25 protein-coding genes and 1 pseudogene are annotated in these 24,167 nt (G+C 67.1%); 13 read left to right on the forward strand and 13 right to left on the reverse strand.

Annotation, left to right across the window (positions count from 1 at the left end):
- A partial coding sequence (locus Q0716_RS02020; protein WP_299019098.1) for a 3-hydroxyacyl-CoA dehydrogenase NAD-binding domain-containing protein occupies nt 1-620 on the forward strand: 620 nt, incomplete at its 5' end.
- Here Q0716_RS02020 and moaC read toward each other — a convergent pair.
- Nucleotides 611-1,147 (reverse strand): cyclic pyranopterin monophosphate synthase MoaC, encoded by a 537-nt coding sequence (moaC, locus tag Q0716_RS02025; protein ID WP_299019100.1) that lies wholly within the window; start codon nt 1,145-1,147, stop codon nt 611-613. The two genes, Q0716_RS02020 and moaC, sit on opposite strands and share 10 nt — an antisense overlap.
- Nucleotides 1,148-1,199: 52 nt before the next feature.
- Between moaC and Q0716_RS02030 the strand changes: the two genes are divergently transcribed.
- On the forward strand, nt 1,200-2,855 hold the full coding sequence (locus Q0716_RS02030) for a M48 family metalloprotease (RefSeq protein WP_299019102.1): 1,656 nt from the start codon (nt 1,200-1,202) through the stop codon (nt 2,853-2,855).
- 50 nt (nt 2,856-2,905) lie between these two features.
- On the forward strand, nt 2,906-3,355 hold the full coding sequence (locus Q0716_RS02035; protein ID WP_299019105.1) for a DUF3717 domain-containing protein: 450 nt from the start codon (nt 2,906-2,908) through the stop codon (nt 3,353-3,355).
- On the opposite strand, the gene purB is transcribed toward Q0716_RS02035, so the two are convergent.
- Nucleotides 3,316-4,770: an adenylosuccinate lyase gene (gene purB / locus Q0716_RS02040; protein ID WP_299019106.1), complete on the reverse strand. Its 1,455-nt coding sequence runs from the start codon at nt 4,768-4,770 to the stop codon at nt 3,316-3,318. The two genes, Q0716_RS02035 and purB, sit on opposite strands and share 40 nt — an antisense overlap.
- Nucleotides 4,771-4,881: 111 nt before the next feature.
- Here purB and Q0716_RS02045 point away from each other — a divergent pair, with 111 nt between their 5' ends.
- A complete protein-coding gene (locus tag Q0716_RS02045; protein WP_299019108.1) occupies nt 4,882-5,505 on the forward strand; it encodes a glutathione S-transferase N-terminal domain-containing protein in 624 nt (207 codons plus the stop codon).
- A 181-nt stretch (nt 5,506-5,686) separates the two neighbouring features.
- On the opposite strand, the gene Q0716_RS02050 is transcribed toward Q0716_RS02045, so the two are convergent.
- Genes Q0716_RS02050 through Q0716_RS02060 form a run of 3 tightly spaced genes read right to left on the reverse strand, consistent with a single transcriptional unit; the run spans nt 5,687 to nt 8,035 of the window.
- Nucleotides 5,687-7,054 carry a sensor histidine kinase gene (locus Q0716_RS02050; protein ID WP_299019110.1) on the reverse strand — a complete coding sequence of 456 codons (1,368 nt, stop codon included), beginning with the start codon at nt 7,052-7,054 and terminating at the stop codon, nt 5,687-5,689.
- A gap of 10 nt (nt 7,055-7,064) precedes the next feature.
- Nucleotides 7,065-7,763: a response regulator transcription factor gene (locus Q0716_RS02055; RefSeq protein ID WP_299019112.1), complete on the reverse strand. Its 699-nt coding sequence runs from the start codon at nt 7,761-7,763 to the stop codon at nt 7,065-7,067.
- Nucleotides 7,760-8,035: a PepSY domain-containing protein gene (locus Q0716_RS02060; RefSeq protein ID WP_299019114.1), complete on the reverse strand. Its 276-nt coding sequence runs from the start codon at nt 8,033-8,035 to the stop codon at nt 7,760-7,762. The genes Q0716_RS02055 and Q0716_RS02060 overlap by 4 nt, the downstream gene beginning before the upstream one ends.
- 237 nt (nt 8,036-8,272) lie before the next feature.
- On the opposite strand from Q0716_RS02060, the gene Q0716_RS02065 reads away from it, so the two are divergent.
- On the forward strand, nt 8,273-8,539 hold the full coding sequence (locus Q0716_RS02065) for a PepSY domain-containing protein (RefSeq protein WP_299019116.1): 267 nt from the start codon (nt 8,273-8,275) through the stop codon (nt 8,537-8,539).
- A 20-nt stretch (nt 8,540-8,559) separates the two neighbouring features.
- The gene (locus Q0716_RS02070; protein ID WP_299019117.1) at nt 8,560-9,090 is read left to right on the forward strand and encodes a cytochrome b/b6 domain-containing protein; all 531 of its coding nucleotides are present in this window, start codon (nt 8,560-8,562) and stop codon (nt 9,088-9,090) included.
- Here Q0716_RS02070 and arsB read toward each other — a convergent pair.
- The 5 genes from arsB to glpK form a co-directional block, all read right to left on the reverse strand.
- Nucleotides 9,074-10,171, reverse strand: coding sequence for an ACR3 family arsenite efflux transporter (arsB, locus tag Q0716_RS02075; protein ID WP_299019119.1), 1,098 nt, complete (start codon nt 10,169-10,171; stop codon nt 9,074-9,076). The genes Q0716_RS02070 and arsB overlap by 17 nt on opposite strands.
- A complete protein-coding gene (locus Q0716_RS02080) occupies nt 10,168-10,698 on the reverse strand; it encodes an arsenate reductase ArsC (RefSeq protein WP_299019122.1) in 531 nt (176 codons plus the stop codon). The genes arsB and Q0716_RS02080 overlap by 4 nt, the downstream gene beginning before the upstream one ends.
- On the reverse strand, nt 10,698-11,162 hold the full coding sequence (locus Q0716_RS02085) for an ArsI/CadI family heavy metal resistance metalloenzyme (protein WP_299019124.1): 465 nt from the start codon (nt 11,160-11,162) through the stop codon (nt 10,698-10,700). The genes Q0716_RS02080 and Q0716_RS02085 overlap by 1 nt, the downstream gene beginning before the upstream one ends.
- A gap of 37 nt (nt 11,163-11,199) precedes the next feature.
- Nucleotides 11,200-11,526, reverse strand: a complete 327-nt coding sequence (locus Q0716_RS02090; RefSeq protein WP_299019144.1) for a metalloregulator ArsR/SmtB family transcription factor — start codon at nt 11,524-11,526, stop codon at nt 11,200-11,202.
- A gap of 97 nt (nt 11,527-11,623) precedes the next feature.
- Nucleotides 11,624-13,117: a glycerol kinase GlpK gene (glpK, locus tag Q0716_RS02095; protein WP_299019126.1), complete on the reverse strand. Its 1,494-nt coding sequence runs from the start codon at nt 13,115-13,117 to the stop codon at nt 11,624-11,626.
- Nucleotides 13,118-13,303: 186 nt separating this feature from the next.
- Between glpK and Q0716_RS02100 the strand changes: the two genes are divergently transcribed.
- Nucleotides 13,304-14,923, forward strand: coding sequence for a glycerol-3-phosphate dehydrogenase/oxidase (locus Q0716_RS02100; protein WP_299019128.1), 1,620 nt, complete (start codon nt 13,304-13,306; stop codon nt 14,921-14,923).
- An 18-nt stretch (nt 14,924-14,941) separates the two neighbouring features.
- Nucleotides 14,942-15,040: pseudogene (locus Q0716_RS02105) on the forward strand (GDCCVxC domain-containing (seleno)protein); the annotation flags it as partial.
- A gap of 42 nt (nt 15,041-15,082) precedes the next feature.
- Here the strand turns inward: Q0716_RS02105 and gyrB are convergent.
- From gyrB to dnaA, 3 genes are read right to left on the reverse strand one after another with little or no spacing between them, the layout of a single operon-like run.
- Nucleotides 15,083-17,662 (reverse strand): DNA topoisomerase (ATP-hydrolyzing) subunit B, encoded by a 2,580-nt coding sequence (gyrB, locus tag Q0716_RS02110; protein ID WP_299019130.1) that lies wholly within the window; start codon nt 17,660-17,662, stop codon nt 15,083-15,085.
- An 8-nt stretch (nt 17,663-17,670) separates the two neighbouring features.
- Nucleotides 17,671-18,780, reverse strand: coding sequence for a DNA polymerase III subunit beta (gene dnaN / locus Q0716_RS02115; RefSeq protein WP_299019132.1), 1,110 nt, complete (start codon nt 18,778-18,780; stop codon nt 17,671-17,673).
- A gap of 5 nt (nt 18,781-18,785) precedes the next feature.
- Nucleotides 18,786-20,249: a chromosomal replication initiator protein DnaA gene (gene dnaA, locus Q0716_RS02120; RefSeq protein WP_299019134.1), complete on the reverse strand. Its 1,464-nt coding sequence runs from the start codon at nt 20,247-20,249 to the stop codon at nt 18,786-18,788.
- Nucleotides 20,250-20,456: 207 nt separating this feature from the next.
- Between dnaA and rpmH the strand changes: the two genes are divergently transcribed.
- The 5 genes from rpmH to mnmE all read left to right on the forward strand — a co-directional run.
- On the forward strand, nt 20,457-20,591 hold the full coding sequence (rpmH, locus tag Q0716_RS02125) for a 50S ribosomal protein L34 (RefSeq protein WP_006299042.1): 135 nt from the start codon (nt 20,457-20,459) through the stop codon (nt 20,589-20,591).
- A gap of 16 nt (nt 20,592-20,607) precedes the next feature.
- Nucleotides 20,608-21,069, forward strand: coding sequence for a ribonuclease P protein component (locus Q0716_RS02130; RefSeq protein ID WP_299019137.1), 462 nt, complete (start codon nt 20,608-20,610; stop codon nt 21,067-21,069).
- Between the two features lie 65 nt (nt 21,070-21,134).
- Nucleotides 21,135-21,395: a membrane protein insertion efficiency factor YidD gene (yidD, locus tag Q0716_RS02135; RefSeq protein WP_299019149.1), complete on the forward strand. Its 261-nt coding sequence runs from the start codon at nt 21,135-21,137 to the stop codon at nt 21,393-21,395.
- Nucleotides 21,392-23,101: a membrane protein insertase YidC gene (gene yidC, locus Q0716_RS02140; RefSeq protein WP_299019139.1), complete on the forward strand. Its 1,710-nt coding sequence runs from the start codon at nt 21,392-21,394 to the stop codon at nt 23,099-23,101. The genes yidD and yidC overlap by 4 nt, the downstream gene beginning before the upstream one ends.
- Nucleotides 23,102-23,120: 19 nt before the next feature.
- The coding region (gene mnmE / locus Q0716_RS02145) for a tRNA uridine-5-carboxymethylaminomethyl(34) synthesis GTPase MnmE (protein ID WP_299019142.1) at nt 23,121-24,167 on the forward strand (1,047 nt) is incomplete at its 3' end.

A 24,167-nucleotide genomic window follows, 5' to 3' on the forward strand; every position in this document is an offset into this window, starting at 1 on the left:
AAGACCTGCAGGGCGCGCAGCTCGTCGTGGAAGCCGCTACCGAAAACCTCGAACTCAAGATCAAGATCCTGCGCCAGCTCGACCAGCTGCTCGCGCCAGAGGTGATCGTGGCCACCAACACGAGCTCGATCAGCATCACGCAGCTGGCCGCTGTCACCGGCCGTGCCGAGCGCTTCATCGGCATGCACTTTTTCAACCCGGTGCCGGTGATGGCGCTGGTGGAGATCATCCGTGGCCTGCAAACCAGCGACGCCACGCACGATGCGGTACGCGAACTGGCGCTGCGCCTGGGCAAGACGCCCATCACGGTCAAGAACTCGCCCGGCTTCGTGGTCAACCGCATCCTGGTGCCGATGATCAACGAGGCCTTCTTCGTGCTGGCCGAGGGCCTGGCCAGCCCCGAGGACATCGACGCCGGCATGAAGCTGGGCTGCAACCACCCCATTGGCCCGCTGGCGCTGGCCGACATGATCGGGCTAGATGTCTGTCTGGCGGTGATGAACGTGTACTTCGCCGAGTTCAACGACAGCAAATACCGGCCCTGCCCGCTGCTCAAGGAAATGGTAGCCGCCGGCTACCTGGGTCGCAAGACCGGCCGCGGGGTCTACACCTACGCCTGAGCGGTCGGCGCAGGGGCATCGGAGACGAAGTGTCCCGACTTGCCCCCGCGCTTTTCGAGCAGGCGCACGTCAGTGATCGACATGCCGCGGTCGGCGGCCTTGCACATGTCGTAGATCGTCAGCAGGGCCACTTGCACCGCGGTCAGCGCCTCCATCTCCACCCCCGTCTGGCCCACGGTCTCGGCCGTGGCCTGCACGCGCACGGCGGGCCCCTCGGGCTCGAGGCCAAACTCGAGCGCCACCCGCGTCAGTGCGATCGGGTGGCACAAGGGAATCAAGTCGCTGGTACGCTTGGCGGCCATGATGCCCGCGATGCGCGCCACGCCCAGTACGTCGCCCTTCTTCGCGTGACCCTGCGCGATCAGCGCCAGCGTGCTGGGTAGCATGCGGATGCGCCCCTCGGCCACCGCCACGCGGTGGGTGGCGGCCTTGGCGCCCACATCCACCATGTGCGCTTGACCCTGGGGGTCGAAGTGTGTCAGCGGCGACGGTGCAACCGTCGAGTCGGCAATCGGGGCTTGGGACATGGCGAGCAGGGAATTCGAAACCGAGACGCGGCATCATACGAGGATGCGCCCCATGTTGCCCACTGGCTCTGACGCCGAACCGCTGCCCGGCCCGCGGCTGCGCCCAGCGTGCTGCCGCCGACGTGACTGGCTCGCCGCCGTGCTGCGCGGCGCCTTTGCCGGGGCCAGCGCGACGGCGCTGCTGCCGTGGCTGACGGCCGCAGGTGGCTCGGCGGCCCCTGGCGTCGCACACGCGCAGTCGCCCCTGCCCGCGCTGGGCGACGGCGGCGACATGACCCTGTCCGAAGAGCGTCGCCTGGGCGACCAGATTGCGCGCGCGATCTACCGCGACCCGGCCTACCTGGACGACGCGCCGCTGCACGACCATTTGCAGCGGCTTTGGCAACCCCTTTTTACCGCGGCCCGCCAGCGCGGCGAGCTGCCGGACGAGCTGGCCGAGCGCTACGCCTGGCGGCTGCTGCTGGCGCGCGACCGCACGGTCAACGCGTTTGCGCTGCCCGGAGGCTACCTGGGCATCCACCTCGGCCTCATCGGCGTAACGGGCAGCGCGGACGAGCTGGCCTCGGTGCTCGCGCACGAGCTCAGCCACGTCTCGCAGCGCCACATCGCGCGGCTGCTGACGCGGCAAAGCCAGCAGGCCCCCCTGGTGCTGGCCGCCATGATTTTGGGGGCGCTGGCCGCCAGTGCCGCGCGCAATGCGGACATCGCGGGGGCCGCCATCGCCGGCGGACAAGCAGTGGCCGCGCAGAGCCAGCTCAACTTCTCGCGCGACATGGAGCGCGAAGCCGACCGCATCGGACTCGCCGTGCTGCAAGCCGCGGGCTTCGATGGTCAGGGCTTCCTCGGCATGTTCGACCGGCTGCAGCAGGCCGCGCGCCTCAACGACGACGGCAGTTTTCCGTACCTGCGCAGCCACCCCCTGACCACCGAGCGCATCGCCGATCTGCGCGCGCGCCTGCCCCTGCAGGCCCCGCCGGGCGCGCGGCCCGACGGCGCGAGTGGCATCTCCGCCACCGCGCACGCCTTCATGGCCGCGCGTGCCCGCGTGCTGGCCGACCCAACACCGGACCGGCTGCAGGCGCATGCCACGCTGCCCGCCGATATCCGCGAGCCAGACCGGCTGTACGCCGCGGTGCTGGCCCGCGCCTGGCGACGCGACAGCGTCGGCACCGTGCAAGCGCTGCCTGCCCTGCGCGCAGCAGCCGCCCGAGAAGCCGACGCCAAGCGCAGCGCCTCCCTCTTGGAGTTGGAGGTGCTGCTGATGCTGCACGACGATCCCCAACTGCCCGACGCCCAGCGCCGGGCGCTGCCCGAGCGGGTCGCCTGGGCGTTGGAAATGGGGCAACGGGCTGGCCTGCTGCTGGCCGCGCAGGCCGCGCCACGCGTCCCGGCTGACTTGCGCCAAGCGATCGACCGACGGTTGCAGGCGTGGTGTGTGCAGCACCCGCACGACGCCGGCGCATGGAGCGCCTGGGCGGCCGTCCTGCACGCGCAGGCGCAGCCGGTGCGCGCCACCCGCGCCGAGGGCGAGGCGCGCCTGGCATTGCTCGACCCTGCCGGCGCGCTGGACCGTTTCCGCGCTGCGCAGCGGCTGGCGCGCGAACAGGGCGCAACCGACCTGCTGGAGCTGTCGGTGCTGGACAGCCGCGCCCGGCATGCCGAAACCTTGCTGCGTGAGCAGTTGGCCGAAGCCACCCAACGCCGCTGACCCGACCGAGCCGCTAAGATCACGCCCCTCTTCCCCTCCGCACGAGTCGCATGGCAGGCATTCACATCACCGACATCGAGGCGGCGATCAACCACTGGCGCGCACGCCTCCCCTCCCCCGACGGCATCACGCTCGCGCCGCCGCTACGCGCGCTGGCCGAGGTCTACGCGCTGATGGTGTATTTCCACGAGGACGAGGCCGACGAACACACCATGCCGCGCGCGGCCTACGAGGCCTGGCGCGCCTGGTACGACACCACGCCCGACACTCCCTGCATCGCCATTTGCTCCACCAACCAAGGCGACGCGGTGTGCAAAGGCTGTGGCCGCACCCACGACGAGGTGACGCGCTGGCCCGAGATGACACCAGGCGAAAAGCGCGCCGTCTGGCGCCGCATCACCTTGGAGGATAGCGCCTGGCGCTTCAACGTCTATGCCGAGCGCGCGGTGGAAAACGCCGCTCAGACGCGGCGCGCGAGCCGCGACGCCAGCCCCGTGTAATCGGCAGGGGTCAGGGCTAGCAAGCGCTGCTTGTCCGCGTCGGGGATCTCCAGCGTCGCAATCAGCGCATGCAACGCCTCGGCCGTCACGCGCTGCCCGCGCGTGGCGGCCTTGAGCTTTTCGTAAGCGCCGGGCACGCCGTGCAGCCGCATGACGGTCTGGATCGGCTCGGCCAGCACCTCCCAGGCGTCATTCAAGTCGGCAGCCAGCGTCGGCGCATCGAGCTCGAGCTTGCCTAGCCCCGTCAGCAGCGACTGGTGCGCCAACACCGCATACCCTAGCGCCACGCCCATGTTGCGCAGCACGGTGGAGTCGGTCAGGTCGCGCTGCCAGCGGCTGATGGGCAGCTTGTCGGACAGATGGCGCAACAGCGCGTTGGCCAGCCCCAGGTTGCCCTCGGCATTTTCGAAGTCGATCGGGTTGACCTTGTGCGGCATGGTGCTCGAGCCGATCTCACCCGCCTTGAGCTTTTGCCGGAAGTAGCCCAGGCTGATGTAGCCCCAAATGTCGCGCGCCAAATCGATGAGGATGGTGTTACTGCGTGCCACCGCGTCGAACAGCTCGGCCATGTAGTCGTGCGGCTCGATCTGGATGCTGTAGGGCTGAAAGGCCAACCCCAGCCCGATCGGCGCCTCGGGCGGGGTATCGGGGCCCGGCGCCGGTGTCTCGACGACGCGGCGCGCAAACGCCTCCCAATCCACCTCGGGGCAGGCAGCCACGTGCGCGTTGTAGTTACCCACGGCCCCGTTCATCTTGGCCAGCAAGCGCACCTGGGCGATGCGCTCGCGCGCAGCTTGCAGGCGCACCACCACGTTGGCCAGCTCTTTGCCCACCGTGGTGGGGCTGGCGGTCTGGCCGTGCGTGCGGCTCAGCATCGGCTGCTCGGCCCAAGCGTGGGCAAACTCGCGCAGGCGGTCGATGATCGCGTCCAGCCCCTGCAGCAGCACGGCGCGGCCGGCTTGCAATTGCAGCGCATGGCTGGTGTTGTTGATGTCCTCGCTGGTGCAGGCAAAGTGCACGAACTCGCCCACCCGCTGCAGCTCGGGCCAGCCGGCAAACACCCCGGGCACCCCCAACTCGGCGTGGCCGCGGATCCAGTACTCGACCGCTTTGACGTCGTGGTTGGTGGTTTTTTCGATGACCTTGATGGCGGCGGCGTCGGCGGGAGAGAAGTCGCGCACCACGCGGCGCAGGTGCGCGCGCGCCGCAGGCGACAATGGCAGAAACTGCGGCAGCCCCAGGTCGCTCAGGCACTCGAACCACGTCAGCTCCACCTGCACGCGCCGGTGCATGAAGCCGTATTCGCTGAAAATCGGGCGCAGGCTGGCCAGCTTGGGGGCGTAGCGGCCATCCAGGGGCGACAGCGCCGTCAGCGCGGCGTGCGCTGCAAGTGAATCGTCAGGGTGGGCTTGCATAGTGGCCCGATTGTAGGCGCGCCCACTGCCACACCCTTGGCAGCGCACTCAGCAACCCGGTCGCCAAATCCCTACAATCGGCTCCCCACCCAGGGTCAACCCAACGACGTCATGAAGCTCAAACTCATCGGCAGCCTCACCAGCCCCTACGTGCGCAAGGTCCGCATCGTCATGGCCGAGAAAAAGCTCGACTGCCAGTTCGAGCTGGCCGACCCGTGGGCCCCGGACACCACGGTCACGGACGCCAATCCCCTGGGCAAGGTGCCGTGCCTGGTCATGGAAGGCGGCGAGGCGGTGTTCGACTCGCGCGTGATCGTCGAGTATCTGGATACTCTGTCGCCGGTGGGCAAGCTCATCCCCGCCACGGGGCGCGAGCGCGCCGAGGTCAAGACTTGGGAGGCCCTGGCTGACGGGTTGCTGGACGCTGCCATCACCGCGCGCATGGAGCAGGTCTGGCCGCAACGCGCCGACCACCAGCGCTGTCAGGCCTGGATCGACCGCCAGCTGGAGAAAATCCAGCGCGCACTCAAAGCCATGAGCCTGGGGCTAGGTGACCGCCCCCACTGCCACGGCATCCACTTGAGTCTGGCCGACATCGCCGTCGGCGTCGCACTGGGGTATCTGGACTTTCGCTTCCCCGCCATCGACTGGCGCAGCACGTACCCCAACTTGGCACGCTTGCACGAAAAGCTGCAACAGCGGCCCAGTTTTGCGGACACGCTACCGCCGACTTGAGGTCAATAAAAAGGTACCGCGAAGCACCCGCCGAGCCAACAGGAGGAGGAGGGAGGAGGAGAACCGCCTCGGCAGGCTGTCCAGCCAGTCTGGGCAACCACCAGACCGACCGGGCTTCGCGGTACGTGCAACTCTGCCACCAACCGCTGTTGTGAATGGCATAGGGGCCAAAAAGTTCCCTTCAGCCCTGCGGCAGCCACAACTCGGCGCGCAACCCGCCGAGTTCTGACTCCAGCAGACGAAGCTCTCCGCCATAGAGCGCAGCCGTCTCGCGCACGATATCCAGGCCGAGTCCGCTGCCGGGTACGCGCTCATCGGCCCGTATCCCGCGGGCCAGCACCGCCTCGCGCAGCTCAGGCGCGATGCCTGGCCCGTCGTCCTCGATCGCGAGCACGACTTGCCCACCATCGCCCTGTACGGATATCCGCACGGCTCGCCGGGCCCACTTGCACGCGTTGTCCATCAGGTTGCCGGCCATTTCTTGCAGATCCTGGGTCTCACCCGCAAAGTAGACGGGCGGCTGCGGCCATCGCAGCTCCCATTGCACCGGCGGCTCCCCCTCACGGCGGGCATGAACCTTATCCATCACCCTCAACAACCCCTGTAGCACCGGCACGACCGCCGTGCGCCGCGCAGCTCCGGCGGCCCCGGCTGCTCGGGCACGGCGCAGGTGCCAGTCCACCTGGTCGCGCACCGCCTGCACCTGCTCTTGCCATTGGCGACGCGCGTCCTCGCCGGGCCAGGTGGCATCTTCCGCCAACGCCACCATGGCCGCTAGCGGCGTTTTGATGGCATGCGCCAGATTCCCGGTCAAACGCCGGGCTCGCTCCACCACCTGTTCGTCGTAGGCAAGGGTGCGGTTGAAATCCTGCACCAAGGGCAGCACCTCGGTCGGGAAGGAACCCTCCAGGCGTGTGACTTGTCCCTGGTGCACCCGCTGCAGCGCGGCCTGCAAAGCACGCAGGGGTTTCAGGCCTATGTTCACCTGTATCCCGAGCGCAGCCATCAACACCGCACCGACCACGCCGAGCGCCAACGCCAGGCTTTCGCGAAACGCGTCCATCGCGTCCAGCAGCTCGCGCTGATCCGCGGCCACGGCCACCCGCCAGCGACCCCCGGTATCCGACCATTGAACGGTGCGCTCCATGACGCGCAACGCCTGCCCTCCCGGGCCAACCAGATCGTGCCAGTGCACCGTGCCATCGGCCAACTCGTCAACGGGAAGCGACAGCCGCTCGTCCCACAGCGAGCGCGACCGCAACCACGGCTCCGGCTGCACGTCGCCGGCGCGCTGCACCTGAAAATACAACCCGCCGTACTGACGGGACCAGCGCGGATCGGCCAATTTCCCATCCAACTGTGGCGAGCCGGCCTCGTCGGGATGTAACGAAGCCAGGACGTCGATCCAGTGATCCTGCAGCCTGGCCTCGAACTGTGCGCGCACATGACGCTCGAACAGATGGACCACGACCCAGCCCGCCGACGCCAGCGTCAGCCCCAACACCAGCAGCGACAGCAGCCACAGGCGCCAACGCAAGGACCGCAGCACACCGCCCCCGTCAATCGCGGACGGCGCGCGGCGCGGATACCGCCGTCGCAGTGGTGTCGATCAAACGGTACCCCACGCCCCGCACCGTTTCGATGGCACCCGGCGGCAGCTTACGCCGCAGCCGCGCCACGAATACCTCAATCGTGTTGGAGTCCGGCTCCTCATCCCCGCCGTACAAACTCTCGAGCAACACGGCACGCGAAACGACCTGAGAAGCACGCAACATCAGTTGCTCCAGCACCCGCCATTCCTGCACCGTCAGCGGCAACGGGTCATCGCCGATGTAGGCCCGGTGGTGGCGCGTGTCGAGGGTCACCCGACCGCAGCGCAAAATGGGGCTGGACACCCCATTGGACCTGCGAATCAGGGCACGCAGCCGGGCCAGCAACTCCTCGGTGTGGAATGGCTTGACCAAATAGTCATCGGCCCCTGCATCGATACCGGCCACCTTGTCATGCCACGAGTCACGGGCGGTCAAAATCAGCACGGGCGCGCCCACCCCTTCGTGGCGCCAACGCTGCAGCACGGTCAGCCCGTCCAGCTGCGGCAACCCCAAGTCCAGCACGATGACGTCATAACGCTCGACGCCACCCTGAAACCACGCCGTCTTGCCATCGGCCACCCAATCGACGCGCATGCGCGCTTGCTCGAGCGCACGACGCAGCCGATCGGCAAGCACGGGATCGTCCTCGACCAACAAGACCCTCATCGCCGCCTCTTTTGAGCCTTTTCCTTGAGTAGAACCAGCTGTCCGTCGCGCGCATCGACATGGTACTCGTGCAAACGCCCGTCGACCCGCAGCACCTTGAACTCGTAGACCCAGCGGCCATCTTCGCGCTCGAGCTCGATTTCGATGATCTCACCGTCCAGTCGCGGCTGGACCCGGACCAAGATCACATGCAAAGGCAGGATCTCCCCCGCCAACATGGCGCGGCGGGCGCGTTCGTGGTCCGGGCCATCGCTCGCCTGCACCGCCGACATGGTGCAGCCGACCAGGGTGACCGCCAGCAGCCCTGCCCTGCATCGCGAAGCAGACAGACGCAACGCACGGTAGTCGTGGAACCGAATCATGCGTCGATGGTACCGGTATCGCCTGAACGAGACCTGAATCTTGGATCGACATCGACTTCAGCCCACGTTCATGTGGTGACGCGCAAACTTCGCGGCGTGGGCCATGGCTCACCTTCCGTACCCAACCTGTATCAAGGAGCTTTGATCATGCGAACCGTCACGATGCTCATGACGACCGTCCTGCTGGGATTTGCCAGCACCGCCTTCGCTGGCCCCAAGTGCAGCGCCCCCAAGGACCAATGGATGAAGGAAAGCGATTTTCGCGCCATGGTTGAAAAAAAGGGCTATCAGATCAATAAGTTCAAAGTCAGTTCTGGCCAGTGTTATGAAATCTATGGCCGGGATGCCAACGGCAAAAAGGTCGAAATCTATTTCGACCCGGCCACCGGCAATGAAGTGAAGCGCAAAGATTGATCCGGCACGGAGGGCTCATCATGCAACGACCTGCCACCGTCTACGTCTGGGACCCCTTCGTTCGCCTCTTTCACTGGTCACTGGTGACCGCCGTGGTGCTCAACCAGTTCGTTTGGGAGGAAGGCGACACCGCCCACGAGTGGACCGGCTACACCGCGGCGTTGTTGGTGGCCCTCCGGCTGCTGTGGGGTCTGATTGGCACTCGCCATGCTCGGTTTTCTGACTGGTGGCCCACCCCTAGCCGCCTGCGCGCGCACGCGCAAGGACTGCTGACCGGGCACCCGGAGGAGTCCGTGGGGCACAACCCCCTAGGCGCACTCATGATGCTGACGCTCATGGCACTCGTGCTGGCGCTGGCGCTGACGGGCTGGCTGCAGACCGTGAACGCCTTCGAGGACGCGGCAGAGTGGGCAGAGGAGCTGCACGAGGCGCTGGCAAATGCACTGCTGGCGCTGGCGGCGGTTCACGCGTTGGCCGCCGTCATCATCGGACGGTGGCAACGTGTAACCCTGGTGCGCGCCATGGTCACGGGCTTCAAGCGCTTTTATTGACGCGGTGCGTGCGAGCGCCCGCCTCGTACCAACCCTTGGTGCGGTTGACCAACGCCACCACCGCCAGCATGACGGGCACCTCGATCAGCACACCGACCACGGTGGCCAGCGCCGCGCCGGAGTCGAAGCCGAACAAGCTGATGGCCGCGGCCACCGCCAGCTCGAAGAAATTGGACGCGCCGATCAGCGCCGAGGGACACGCCACCGCGTGTGACTCGCCCACCACCCGGTTGAGCCAGTAAGCCAGCGAAGCGTTCAGCGCGACCTGGATCAGGATCGGAACGGCCAGCAACGCGATGACTAATGGCTGGCGCAGGATCTGTTCGCCCTGAAAGGCAAACAGCAGCACCAACGTCAGCAGCAGCGCCGCGATCGACCACGGGCCGATGCGCTGCAACGTGCGCTCCAACGCCTGGGGTCCACGCGCCAGCAACCGCCGGCGCCACACCTGCGCCACGATGACGGGGATGACGATATACAGCCCCACCGACACCAACAGGGTCTGCCACGGCACGGTGATGGCCGACAGGCCGAGCAGAAACGCCACGATGGGGGCAAACGCGACCACCATGATGGCGTCGTTGAGCGCCACCTGGGTCAGGGTGAACAACGGGTCGCCGTTGCTCAGGCGACTCCAGACGAACACCATGGCCGTGCAGGGCGCGGCAGCCAGCAGAATCAACCCCGCCACGTAGCCGTCGATCTGATCCGCCGGCAGCCAGGGGGCAAAGAGCTCGCGCACGAACAGCCACGCCAGCAGCGCCATCGAAAACGGCTTGACCATCCAGTTGACGAACAGCGTCACGCCAATGCCGCGCGCGTGCTGGCGCACCTGGGCCAGCGCGCCGAAATCGACCTTGAGCAGCATGGGAATGATCATCACCCAGATGAGGACGCCCACCGGCAGATTGACCTGCGCCACCTCCAGCCGCGCGACGGCCTGAAACACGCCCGGCAACCATTGCCCCAACGCAATGCCCACCACGATGCACAGCGCCACCCAGACCGTGAGATAGCGCTCGAACACGCTCATCGGCGCGCCAGCGGCACGCTTGGCCGTCACCTCGCACTGGGCGCTCATGGCTGGCTCCTGTCGGTGGCGTGCGAGGCCTCGTCGTCGGCCACCTGCTGCGCCCAGCGTTGCAAGGCCTCAGCTCCCTGCCCCCACGGCCAACCCTGCAACAGCCGCTGCAGCCGCTGCGACAGGCGGTCGCGCACCGCGCGAAACGCCTGCAGCTTGACGGCATCCGGCGCATCACCCGCCGACGGATCAGGGTAGCCCCAGTGCACGCGCGCCGGGTGCCCGGGCCATACCGGGCAGACCTCGCCCGCGGCACTGTCGCACACGGTGATGATGAGGTCCATCACCGGCGCACCGGGGGCCGCGAACGCATCCCAGCGCTTGCTCGACAGGCCGTCGGTGGGCACGCCGCGCTCGGCCAGCACCTGCAGCGCCAGCGGGTGGGGCTGCTGCCCGGGACGCGGGCTGCTGCCCGCGGAGTAGGCGCGCACGCGGCCATCGGCGAGATGGTTGAGCAGCGCCTCGGCCAGGATACTGCGCGCCGAGTTGTGGGTACACAAAAAGAGTACGTTGGCGCAATGATTCATCACTCCCCCCTGTCAACACAACAGCTGGTCGACGGGGCATGGCCCACGGGCGGGGTCGCACAGCACGCCGCCGCAGGCTCGCACGCCGCTTCGCGAAACACTGGAATATTCTCCAGGGTGTGGAAATGCTCCCACGCCACACCCTGCGGATCGGTCACCCAGTGCTTTTGACTGCGCGCGTAGCAACAAGTGGTCTCTCCCTCATCTAGCAAGGCCATTTCGGCCGCACGTGCACGGGCTTTCAGGGCATCCAATTCCGACGCGTCGTCGACCTGCAGGCCCAGATGATCGACCCCAGGTGACGCCCCTCGGGTGGAAATGGCGAAATTCAGCCGCGGGTCTTCGATCACCCACTTGGCATAATCGCGCTCGACCCGTGCCGGCTGAGCATCAAACAGTTTCGAGTAAAAGGCAATGCTCTCGTCGAGATCCTTGACGTGCAGGTGAACGTGGAACCGTTTCATGTGTTTCTCCGATCAAACGGGGGTCGAGGAAGGAAGATCAGTCACCGCACAGCGCCGAGACGGGCACCGCTGGACAGACGCCGCCCGCACAGCAGTTCTCTGTGAGATAGGCGAGCACATCTCGCATGGTGTCGAATGCCGCCCGGTAAATCAGGTGGCGCCCGCGGCGCTCCTGCGTCACCAAACCAGCATGCAACAGCTCCTTGAGGTGAAATGACAGGGCACTCGGCGAGACCTCCAGCGCTTGCGCCAGGGTTCCGGGTGTCACCCCCTCGGGACCAGCGACCACCAGTGCGCGAAAGAGGCGCAAGCGGACCGGCTGGGCCAAAGCCATCAACGCCTGCAGCACTTGAGTTTCCGTCAACATATTTCAATGATACATTATTTATCGAAATATTGTATAGAAAAAGTTGCCATCGCTCTGGACACAGCCCGAACGGGCGCACCTGCAGCCGGCGTTTTCAACGCGTGCGCGCCTGCCGCACCGCATGTTCCCACTCGGCCATGCGCGCGGCGGCCTGCCCGCGATCCATCATGGGCTCGAACACCCGCTCCGCCCGCCACAGGGCGGTCAGATCGTCCAGCCCCGTATACACCCCGGCCTGCAACCCGGCCAGATAGGCCGCGCCCAGCGCCGTGGTCTCGATCACGGCGGGCCGCACCACCGGAATGCCCAACAAATCGGCCTGAAACTGCATCAGCAGATCATTGGCCGCAGCCCCGCCGTCGACACGCAGCTCCGCCAAGGGCCGGCCACCGCTGTCGATCGCATCCTGACTCATTGCCTGCAGCAGCGCCGCACTTTGAAAAGCAATGCTCTCCAGCGCCGCGCGCGCGATGTGCGCCATGGTGGTGCCGCGCGTCAGCCCGGTGATGATGCCGCGGCAGTCCGGATCCCAGTACGGCGCGCCCAGGCCCGTGAACGCCGGCACCAGCACCACGCCACCGGCATCGGGCACGCTCTCGGCCAGCGCCTGCACCTCGCGGCTGGCGCGGATGGCGTGCAGGCCATCGCGCAGCCACTGCACCACCGCGCCGCCAATGAAGACGCTGCCCTCCAGCGCGTACTGTGCTGGCCCGGCCAACTGCGCCGCTGCCGTCGTAATGAGGCCGTGGCGGCTCGCATGAAAGCGCGTGCCATTGTGCATCAGCATGAAACAGCCGGTGCCGTAGGTGTTCTTGGCCATACCCGGCCCGAAGCAGGCCTGCCCAAACAAGGCGCTTTGCTGGTCGCCAGCGACCCCGCCGATGCGCACCGGACCGCCCAGCCACTGCGGGTGCACCTCGCCAAACTCCGCGCTCGACGGCAACACGCGCGGCAGCATCGCCACAGGAATGTCCAGCGCTGCCAGCAGCTCATCGTCCCAGCGTTGCGTGTGCACGTTGAACAGCATCGTGCGCGAGGCATTGCTGACATCGGTCACATGCGCCGCGCCACCGGTGAGCTGCCAGATCAGCCAGGTATCGACGGTGCCAAAAGCCAGCTCTCCGGCTTCGGCCTGCGCGCGCGCACCCGGCACGTGCGTCAGGATCCACTGCAGCTTGGTCGCCGAGAAATACGCATCGATGCGCAGGCCCGTCTTGTGCAGGATGGTGTCGGCCAGCCCACGTTCGCGCAGCGCGGCGCACAGCGGCTCGGAGCGGCGATCCTGCCAGACGATGGCGTTGGTCACCGGCTCGCCCGTGCGGCGGTTCCACACCACCGTCGTCTCGCGCTGGTTGGTGATGCCCACCGCGCGGATGTCGCCAGCCGTCAACCCCGCGCGCGCCAGGGCCTCGCGCGCCGTCTCCAGCTGCGTCGTCCACAGGTCGCGCGGGTCGTGCTCCACCCACCCGGGCTGCGGGTAGATCTGGCGAAACTCACGCTGGGCCATCGCCACCACCCGGCCCGCCGGGTCGAACACGATGCTGCGCGAACTGGAAGTGCCCTGGTCCAGGGCCAGCAGGTAGCTCATCGAAACGTCCCTCGCTCCGCGATGGTGCCCAACGGCGGCAGCCATGGGTCACACGCTCGGTCGGCGTCATCGTAACGCCCGACACGCATCAGCGCCAACCTGATCGATGATATCGGTACACAAACGAACAGTTTCGAACGATAAAATATCAGGAACACGCAATTCCAGCCCTAACGACCCCTCACCATGACCCGCACACAACGACTCCAAACGCTGCTCCAAGGGTCCCCCTACGACCTCGTGGTCATCGGCGGCGGGGCCACGGGCCTCGGCGTCGCGCTCGATGCAGCGTTGCGCGGCTTTCGCGTGGCGCTGTTGGAGTCGCACGACTTTGCCAGCGGCACCTCGTCGCGCTCGACCAAGCTGCTGCACGGAGGGGTGCGCTACTTGGCACAGGGCGACCTTCGCCTGGTGCGCGAGGCGTTGACCGAGCGCGCCACCGTGTTGCGCAACGCCCCGCACCTGGCACACGCGCTGTCGTTCGTCATGCCCGCTTACCGATGGTGGGAGGTGCCGTTCTACGGCATGGGGCTCAAAATCTATGACCGGCTGGCGGGTCGCGCCAGCCTCGGGCGCACCGAGTGGCTCTCGCGCGACGAGACCCTGGCCGCGCTGCCGGGCATTCGCGCCAGCGGCCTGGCGGGAGGCGTGCGGTACTGGGACGCGCAGTTCGACGACGCCCGGCTTGCGCTGGCGCTGGCGCGCAGTGCCGAAGCGGTCGGCGCCGTGGTGGTCAATTACACCCCCGCGGTACAGATTCGGCGCGACGCAGGCCGCGAAACGGCACCCTTCGAGGTGACGCTACTCGACGCCCGCAGCGGCACACCCCACCAGGTCTACGCACGCTGCGTTGTCAACGCCACCGGGGTGTGGGTTGATCAAGTGCGCGCCAGCGCGGCCGAAGGCGCGCGCGTGGAGCGCATGGTGACCCCGAGCCAAGGTGTGCACGTGGTGGTCGATCGCGCGCACCTGCCGGGCGAACAAGCGCTGCTGATCCCACGCACGCGCGATGGGCGCGTGCTGTTTGCGGTACCGTGGCTGGGCAAGCTCATTCTGGGCACCACCGACACGCCTCGCGAGGATCTGCCGCGCGAGCCCGAGGCGTTCGATCACGAGTTGGCGTTCATCTTGAACGAGGCCAGCCGGGTATTGGGGCGCCCGGTTGGACCGGCGGATATCCGCAGTGTGTGGGTGGGGCTGCGTCCACTCGTCGCGCCGCCGTCGAGCGGGCCACGTGACACCAAAACCCTCTCACGTGAGCACACCATCGTCACCGACCCCAACGGCCTGGTGAGCGTGACCGGCGGCAAATGGACCACCTACCGGGTCATGGCGCAGGATGTGCTGGCGCACTGCTTTGAACACGGGCTGCTGCCCCTGCGCCCCGGCGGCCTCACCGCAGATCACCGTCTGTGCGGCGCCCCCGACCCCAACGTTGCTGCCGTGCCGCTGCATGCACCGCCGGGCTTGCACCTCTACGGCACCGAGGCCGCGCGCGTGCGGCAGCTCCCGGGTGCCGACCGGGTGCTCGGCTTGGGACTGACCGAAGCCATGGTGCGCCACGCGGTACGGCACGAGTACGCGCAAACGGTCGAAGACGTGCTCGCGCGCCGCTGGCGCGCCCTATTCCTGGACGCTGCCCAGGCCGCCGCCATGGCACCGGCCGTCGCCGCCATCTTGCGCGAGGAAGGCATCGCGGACCCAGAAATGGAGGCATTCATCCAGCTCTGCCGCGCCTACCTCCCCGCACTGCACACCGGGGACAAGCGCGCGCAAACACGCCACACCGCTCAACCCTCGATCTGAATATGGCGCCGGCGTGCCAGACCCCGCCCGGGCGACTGCTGCGTCTATTGCTCGTACGGAACCTCGCCCTGCCCGCCGGTACAGGCAAGCGGGCGCACCGGGTGCTGCGGCGGCTGATGCGTGCCCGTATGGGGAAGCGGCTCGCCCCCTTTCAGCGCATTACACATCGATATTGACCGCACGCAGCGCATTGGCTTCGATGAAGGCGCGGCGCGGCTCGACCTCGTCGCCCATCAGCATCGAAAACACCTTGTCGGCTTCGATCGCGTCCTCGATGCGCACCTGCAGCAGGCGGCGCACCGCTGGGTCCATGGTCGTCTCCCACAGCTGCTCGGGGTTCATCTCGCCCAAGCCCTTGTAGCGCTGGCGGGTGGTGGTGCGCTCGGCTTCGGCCAGCAGCCAGCGCATCGCGGCGCGAAAGCTCTCCACCGGCATCTCACGCGTTCGCTCGCCTTCGCCGCGCACCACTTTGGCACCCTCGCCCAGCAGGCCCTGGAAGGTGCGCGCCGCCTCGGCCAACACAGCGTAGTCGGCCCCATGCACGAAGTCCTGCGTGATGACGCTGGCGCGCACGTTGCCATGGTGGCGGCGGCTGATGCGCAGCAGCGGCTTGTCGGCGCGCACGTCGAACTCGGCGCTCACCTCGGCAGGAACGGCCGCGCCGTCGCCCGCGCGCAAAGCCACCTGCAGCGCCGCGGCACTGGCCGCGGCGGCCTCCATGTCGTCCAGATTCAGGGCAACGCCATCGGCGATGGCGCGCAGCGCCTGCGCGTCCATGAACGCCGACAGGCGCGCGATCACACCCTCGGCCATCTGGTGCAGGCGCGCAAGCTCCGCCAGCGTATCGCCGCTGAGCACGGCCCCGTCGGGGCCGCCCGTGTGCAGCCGCGCGTCCTTGAGGGCGATGCGCAGCAGGAAGGCCTCCAGCGCCGCGTCGTCCTTCAGGTACAGCTCCTCTTTGCCCGCCTTGACCTTGTACAACGGCGGCTGCGCGATGTAGATGTGGCCGCGCTCGACCAACTCGGGCATCTGGCGATAGAAAAACGTCAGCAGCAGGGTACGGATATGCGCGCCGTCTACGTCCGCGTCGGTCATGATGATGATGCGGTGGTAGCGCAGCTTGCCGATGTCGAAGTCGTCGGCGCCGTTCTTGCCCTTGGCGCCGTCGTCCTCACTGGCACGACCGATGCCGGTGCCCAGCGCCGTGATCAGGGTGAGGATTTCGTTGCTGGAGAGCAGCTTTTCGTAGCGCGCTTTCTCGACGTTGAGGATCTTGCCGCGCAGCGGCAGGATGGCCTGAAACTTGCGATCGCGCCCCTGCTTGGCGCTGCCGCCAGCCGAGTCGCCCTCGACGATATAAATCTCGGATAGCGCGGGGTCTTTCTCCTGGCAGTCGGCCAGCTTGCCGGGCAGTCCCAGGCCGTCGAGCACACCCTTGCGGCGCGTCATCTCGCGCGCCTTGCGCGCCGCCTCCCGCGCGCGCGCGGCTTCCACGATCTTGCCGCAAATGATCTTGGCATCGTTGGGGCGTTCTTCCAAGTACTCCGTCAGCGCTTTGGCCACGATGTCTTCCACCGGCGCGCGCACCTCGGACGACACCAGCTTGTCCTTGGTCTGGCTGCTGAACTTGGGCTCGGGCACCTTGACCGACAGCACGCAGCACAGCCCCTCGCGCATGTCGTCGCCCGTGACCTCGACCTTGGCCTTTTTGGCCAGTTCGTTTTGCTCGATGTACTTGCCAATCACGCGCGTCATCGCCGCACGCAACCCGGTCAGGTGCGTGCCGCCGTCACGCTGCGGGATGTTGTTGGTAAAGCACAGCACCTGCTCGCTGTAGCCATCATTCCACTGCATGGCCACCTCGACGCCGATTTCGGTGCCCGGGATGCCGCCATAGCTCTCGGCCGGGCGCGACCCCGTGGCGTGGAACACCGTCGGGTGCAGCACCTTTTTGCCCGCGTTGATGAACTCGACGAAGCCGCGCACACCGCCCGCGCCCGAAAAGTCGTCCGACTTGCCCGTGCGCTCGTCGATCAAGCGGATGCGCACGCCATTGTTCAAAAAGCTCAGCTCGCGCAGCCGCTTGGACAGGATTTCGTAGTGGAAGTCGTGGTTTTCCCGAAAGATCTCGGTGTCGGGCAAAAAATGCACCTCGGTGCCGCGCTTGTCGGTGGCACCGATGACACGCATCGGCGAGACCTCGACCGCCTGCCCGTCGGGGCCAACCTGGGTCTCGACCAGGCGGTTTTGCACCACGCCGCGCGCAAACTCCAGCAGGTGCACTTTGCCGTCGCGGCGCACGGTCAAGCGCAGCCAGCGCGACAGCGCGTTGACGCAGCTCACCCCCACCCCGTGCAGACCGCCGGAGACCTTGTAGCTGTTCTGGTTGAACTTGCCGCCGGCGTGCAGCTCGGTCAGGGCGATCTCGGCCGCGCTGCGCTTGGGCTCATGCTTGTCGTCCCACTTGATGCCGGTGGGGATGCCGCGCCCGTTGTCCACGACGCTGATCGAGTTGTCGGTGTGGATGGTCACGACGATATCGTCGCAATGCCCGGCCAGCGCCTCGTCGATGGAGTTGTCCACCACCTCGAACACCAGATGGTGCAAGCCGGTGCCGTCGGACGTGTCGCCGATATACATGCCCGGGCGCTTGCGCACCGCCTCCAGGCCTTCGAGGATCTGGATCGATTCGGCGCCGTAGCCCGAGCCGGGAGCGTCAGGGATTTGCGTTTCGGTCATGGAATCTTTCACAGGCGCATCGGCATCACGACGTATTTGAAGCGATCGTCGCCGGGAACGGTGATGAGGGCCGAGGCGTTGCCGTCCTGCAACTCGATGCGCACCAGGTCCTGGCTCATGTGTGCCAGCGCCTCGGTCAGGTAGGTGACGTTGAAACCGATGTCGATCACATCGCCGTGGTATTCGATGTCGAGTTCATCCACCGCCTCTTCCTGCTCGGCGTTGTTGGCCGCCACCTGCAGCAGCCCAGGCTCCAGGTGCAGGCGCACGCCCTTGAACTTGTCGCTGGTCATGATGGCGGCGCGCTGCAGGCTGGCCAGCAGCGGCGCACGTCCCAGCACGACCACGTTGCGGTGCGCGCGCGGGATGACGCGGTTGTAGTCGGGGAACTTGCCCTCCACCAGTTTGGTGACGAACTCCAGTCCACCAAAAGCAAACTTCGCCTGGTTGGCCGCAAAGCGCATCTCGATCGCGCCATCCTGGTCCGACAGCAGCCGCTGCAACTCCAGCACGGTTTTGCGCGGCAGGATGACCTCCTGCCGCGTCGGCACGTCCACGTCCAACTCGGCGCTGGTCAGCGCCAGCCGGTGTCCGTCGGTAGCCACCAGCGTCAATTGCCGCCCCTCGGCGACGAACAAAATGCCGTTGAGGTAGTAGCGGATGTCTTGCACCGCCATCGCAAACGACACTTGCTCCAGCAGCGCCTTGAGCACTTTTTGCGGCACCGAGAACGCCGGCCCATAGGTGGGTGACTCCTGTACCAGCGGAAAGTCCTCGGCCGGCAGCGTCTGCAGGGTAAAACGGCTCTTGCCAGCCCTGAGCAACAGGCGCCCACTGGCCGACTCCAGCGTGACCTTCTGGTCGGCGGGCAACGTGCGCAAGATATCGATCAGCTTGCGCGCGCCCACGGTGGTGGCAAATGGCGCGTCATCGCCGCCCAGCTCGGCGGTGACGCGGATCTGGATCTCCAGATCCGACGTGGTGAGCTGCGTCGCCACCCCCGCGCGCTGGATGAGCACGTTGGCGAGCACGGGCAGGGTGTGACGGCGCTCGACGATGCCAGCCACGGCCTGCAGGGCCGCGAGCAGCCGTTCCTGGGTCGCTTGCAAGACGATCATGCGTATCAGCCTTTCAGGGTCTGCTCCAACACGTGGAGTTGCTGGTTGAGTTCGGGCTGGGTCTGGCGCTCGGCGGCGATCTTGCGCACCGCGTGCAGCACCGTGGTGTGGTCACGTCCACCGAAGAGCTCGCCGATCTCGGGCAGGCTCTTTTGTGTGAGCTCCTTGGCCAGATACATGGCGATCTGGCGCGGCCGCGCACTGTTGGCGGGACGCTTTTTGGAGTACATGTCGGCGACCTTGATCTTGTAGAAGTCGGCCACCGTCTTTTGGATGTTCTCGACGCTGATCTGGCGGTTTTGGATGCTCAGCAAATCCTTGAGCGCCTCGCGCGCCAGCGCAATCGAAATTTCCTTGTGGTTGAAGCGCGAATAGGCCAGGATCTTGCGCAGCGCACCCTCGAGCTCGCGCACATTGGAGCGCACGTTCTTGGCGACGAAAAACGCCACGTCCTCCGGCAGTGCAACGCCTTCGGCCTGCGCCTTGCTGATCAGGATCGCCACGCGCATCTCCAGCTCCGGCGGCTCGATGGCCACCGTCAGCCCCGAGTCGAAGCGAGAGACCAGTCGCTCGTGGATGTCCGTCAACCCTTTGGGGTAGGTGTCGCTGGTCATCACGATGTGGCTCTTCTTCGCCAGCAGCGCCTCGAAGGCGTTGAAAAACTCCTCCTGTGTACGGTCTTTGTTGGCGAAGAACTGCACATCGTCGATCAGCAGCAGGTCCAGGCTGTGGTAGCGCTGCTTGAAGGCGTCGAACGTCTTGCGCTGGTAGGACTTGACCACGTCCGAGACGAACTGCTCGGCGTGGATATAGAGCACCTTGGCCTCGGGCCGCTCGGCCAGCAACTGGTTGCCGATGGCGTGCACCAAGTGCGTCTTGCCCAGGCCCACACCGCCGTAGATGAACAGCGGGTTGTAGAGCTGGCCCGGGCTGGCGGCCACGTGCATGGCCGCGGCGCGCGCCATGCGGTTGGCCGACCCCTCCACCAGCGTCGCAAACGTCAGCGCCGGGTTGAGCCGGTGCCCTGGATCAGGCGGTGCAGGTTCGGCAGCCGGCTCGGCCGGCAGCTCGGGCAGCGCCGCGTCCGTGCGGGTGACACTGGCGGCGGCCGCCCCGCCGTGGCGGGCGGGCACTGCGGGCGCACGCACCACCGTCGGCCCCTCGCGCGGCGCCAAAACCAGCTCGACCGCGACCGGATGCCCCGCGATCGCCTGCAGCGCAGCGCCGATCTTGCCCACATACTGGGCGCGCACCCAATCCATCTTGAAGCGGTTGGCCACCGCCAGCGTGACGCGCGCGCCATCGTCAGACACCCGTGCGACCAAGGGTCGAATCCAGGTGTTGACCTGTTGCACGGGCAGCTCCTGGCTGAGCCGCTCGACGCACGCCGTCCACAAGTCGGGCGCGGCGCAGGCAGCCGCCCGCGGGGCGGCGGCGTTCGCATCGGTGAGGGAACGCGGTGAGCTCATGGGTGCCAGACAAAGCCCCCATTGTAGCCGTCCGCGGCCAGTTATCCACACGCCAGCGCCGGGCCTGGTGCCCGCCTGTGCACGGCCAAGCCCACACCCCCGATCGCCGATCCGCCTGGCGGCCATTGGCAATCCAGCCGGTTTTTGCCATAATTTAGGGTTTTGTCGAGCCAGTTGGCTTGTCGGACTACTTTTGGGCCCGTCACCATGAAACGCACCTATCAACCCTCCAAAATCCGTCGCGCACGTACCCATGGCTTTCTGGTTCGCATGAAGACCCGTGGCGGCCGTGCCGTCATCAACGCGCGCCGCGCCAAGGGTCGCAAGCGCCTGGCCGTCTGACGCGATCGGCACGCCGGTGCCCGCATCACCCGTGCCGATGACGCCACGGGGCTTGCCGACGCAGCGCATTCGGCGGCGCGCCCAGTTTCAGGCCGTGCTCGGCACCCCAGCCGTGGTGCAGTCCGCGCACTTCGCGCTGCACGGCGTGCCCACCGCCGGGTTGGCGGACGCGCACGGAAGACCGCTCTTCCCGGGCGAATCGGCATGGCTGGGCGTCGTCATCCCAAAGCGCTGGGCGCGGCGCGCGGTCACGCGCAACGCCCTCAAGCGTCAAGTGGTCGCCGCCGAGCGCGAACTGCCGCTGCCGCCGGGGGCCTGGGTGGTGCGACTCAAACGCGCGTTTGCCCCCACCGACTTCCCCAGCGCGACGTCGGCGGCGCTGCGCCGTGCGGCGCGGCTGGAGCTGCGACAACTGCTCGGCCCACGCCTGCGCCAGCGGCTCGCGGCGCGCAACCACGCCTCGGCACCCCGTTCATGACGACACGGCCCACGTCTGCCCGTCCAACCGCTGCGTGGCGGCGCGTGCTGCAGGGCTGCGCGGCGCTGCCGCAGCGCGTGCTCGTCGGGCTCGTGCTAGGCTATCGGCTGTTGCTCAGTCCCTGGCTGGGCTCGAGCTGCCGCTTCACGCCCAGCTGCTCGGCCTATGCGTTGGAGGCGCTGCAGCGCCACGGTGCTGCAGCCGGCAGCTATTTGGCGGCGCGCCGCTTGCTGCGCTGTCACCCCTGGTGCGCGGGTGGGCACGATCCGGTACCGGATGCCCGCCCCCGTTTGTTCGGTTTTCTTCGACACCCCCCTGCCTCATGAGCGACATTCGGCGATCCATCCTGTGGGTGATTTTTGGTTTCTCGATGATTCTGCTGTGGGACCGCTGGCAGATCTACAACGGGCAGCCCGCCACGTTCTTCCCCGGCAGCCAGCCGACCGCCACGGCACGCCCTGCGCAGCCCCCCACCGACACGGGGGTACCCACCCCAACCGCTACCGCCGCCCCCACCGATGGTCCGGCGGCCGTGGCCGCACCGGCACCCATCCCGCGTGAGCGCCACACGGTGCGCACCGACGTCTTCGAGCTGACCATCGACAGCGAAGGCGCCTCGCTGGTGGGCGCACGGCTGCTGCGCCACGCCACCGAAACGGGGCGCGCGCTGCAAAAATCCTTCACCCCGCTGACGCTGCTCACGACCGAGGGTGGCCGCACCTACGTGGCCCAGACTGGACTGGTGGGGCAGGCGGGCCTGCCCACGCACAAGACGCCGATGCGGCTGGTCGAGCCGTCGCCTGACGCGCTGGCGCTGGCCGACGGACAGGACCGGCTGGTGCTGCGCTTCGAGTCCGATCCTCACGGGGGCGTGGTGCTGGCCAAGACGTACACGCTGCAGCGCGGCAGCTACCTGATCGACGTGCAGCACGAAGTGCGCAACGTGGGTACGGCGCCGGCAGCCGTGCGCGTCTATCAACAACTGGTGCGCGACGGGCGCAAAGCGGACAGCGAAACGCCGTTCTACACCACCTTCACCGGCCCCGCGGTATACAGCGACGCCGCGAAGTACCAAAAGGTCGAATTCGCCAACATCGACAAAGGCAAAATCGACATCCAGCGCCAGGCCAGCGACGGTTACGTGGCCATGGTGCAACACTACTTTTTCAGCGCATGGCTGCTGCCTTCGGGCACCGAGCGCGAAAACTTCGTGCGCAAAGTCGACGCCCTGTACGCCGTGGGCCAGATTGGGCCCACGCTGACGGTGCCCCCTGGCGCGGCGCAAACCCTCCCGGCGCAACTCTACGTCGGTCCGCAAGAGGAAAAAGTGCTCGAGCGCATCGCGCCTGGCCTGGAGCTGGTGAAAGACTACGGCTGGCTGACCATACTGGCCAAACCGCTGTACTGGCTGCTGGAAAAAATCCACGGCCTGGTCGGCAACTGGGTCTGGGCCATCGTGCTGCTGGTGGTGCTGATCAAGGCGGCGTTTTATTGGCTCAACGCCAGCGCCTACCGCAGCATGGCCAAGATGAAGGCCATCAACCCGCGCATCATGGAGATGCGCGAGCGCCTCAAGGATAACCCGCAGCTCATGCAGCAAGAGATGATGCGGCTGTACCGCGAGGAAAAGGTCAACCCGCTGGGCGGCTGCTTGCCCATCCTGGTGCAGATCCCCGTCTTCATCGCGCTGTACTGGGTGCTGCTGGCCAGCGTGGAGATGCGCAACGCGCCCTGGGTGGGCTGGATCGTCGACTTGTCTTCGCCCGACCCGTACTACGTGCTGCCGCTGGTGATGACGCTGACCACCGTCATCCAAACCGCGCTCAACCCGCTGCCGCCAGATCCACTGCAAGCCAAGCTGATGTGGCTCATGCCGTTGGTATTCAGCGTGATGTTCTTCTTCTTCCCGGCCGGTCTGGTGTTGTACTGGATCGTCAACAACGTGCTGACCATCGCGCAACAGGCGTACATCAACCACCGCATGGGCGTGCCGCTGCGGCTGCACCTGCCCAACTTCAAGTCGGCCCAATAAACCGGGCGGCGCGCTCCCCATGCTGCCGCGGCACCACGAGCCCATCGTCGCCGTCGCCACCGCACCGGGGCGGGGTGCGGTGGGTATCGTGCGGCTGTCCGGGCGCGGCTTGCAGGCGCTGCACCAGCCCCTGTGTGGCCGCCCCTTGAAGCCGCGCCATGCCCATTACGGGCCGTTTTTGGATGCCGACGGCCAAGCGCTGGACCACGGCATCGCGCTGTGGTTTCCGGCTCCCCACTCCTACACCGGCGAGGATGTGTTGGAGCTGCAGGCCCACGGTGGCCCCGTGCTGCTGCAGCTGCTTCTACAGCGCTGCTTGCAAGCCGCCGCCGAAGCCGACCCCGCGCATGGTGCCGCTCGCTTGCCGGGCCTGCGCGTGGCGCAACCGGGTGAATTTACGGAGCGCGCCTTCCTCAATGGCAAGCTCGACCTGGCCCAGGCCGAGGCGGTGGCCGACCTGATCGACGCCAGCACGGAGGCAGCGGCCCGCAGCGCCGCACGCTCGCTGGACGGAGCGTTTTCGCGGGCGGTGCACGCACTGCGCGACGACCTGGTGCACCTGCGCATGGGGGTGGAAGCGACACTCGACTTCCCGGAAGAAGAGATCGATTTCATCCGGCAAGCCGACGTTGCAGGCCAACTGGCACGCCTGCAGGCACGCCTGGCTGACGTGCTGTCCCACACCCGGCAAGGCGCGCTGCTGCGCGAGGGGCTGCACGTGGTCATCGCGGGCCAGCCCAACGCGGGCAAAAGCTCACTGCTCAACGCGCTGGCGCAAGCCGAGGTGGCCATCGTCACCCCTATCGCCGGCACCACGCGTGACGTCTTGCAACAAGCGATCCAGATCGAGGGCGTGCCGCTGCACGTGATCGACACTGCCGGCCTGCGCGAGGGCGACGCGGTGGACGACGTGGAGCGTATCGGCATCGCGCGCGCGTGGAATCGGATCGAGCGCGCCGACGCGGTGCTGTTCGTGCACGACCTGACCCGGGCCACCGACCCTGCGTACGCACAGGCCGATGCCGCCATCGCCGCGCGCCTGCCTGCCCGTGTGCCTGTACTCCAC

Source organism: uncultured Tepidimonas sp., from assembly GCF_938045175.1.
In the GTDB taxonomy this organism is placed as follows: domain Bacteria; phylum Pseudomonadota; class Gammaproteobacteria; order Burkholderiales; family Burkholderiaceae_C; genus Tepidimonas.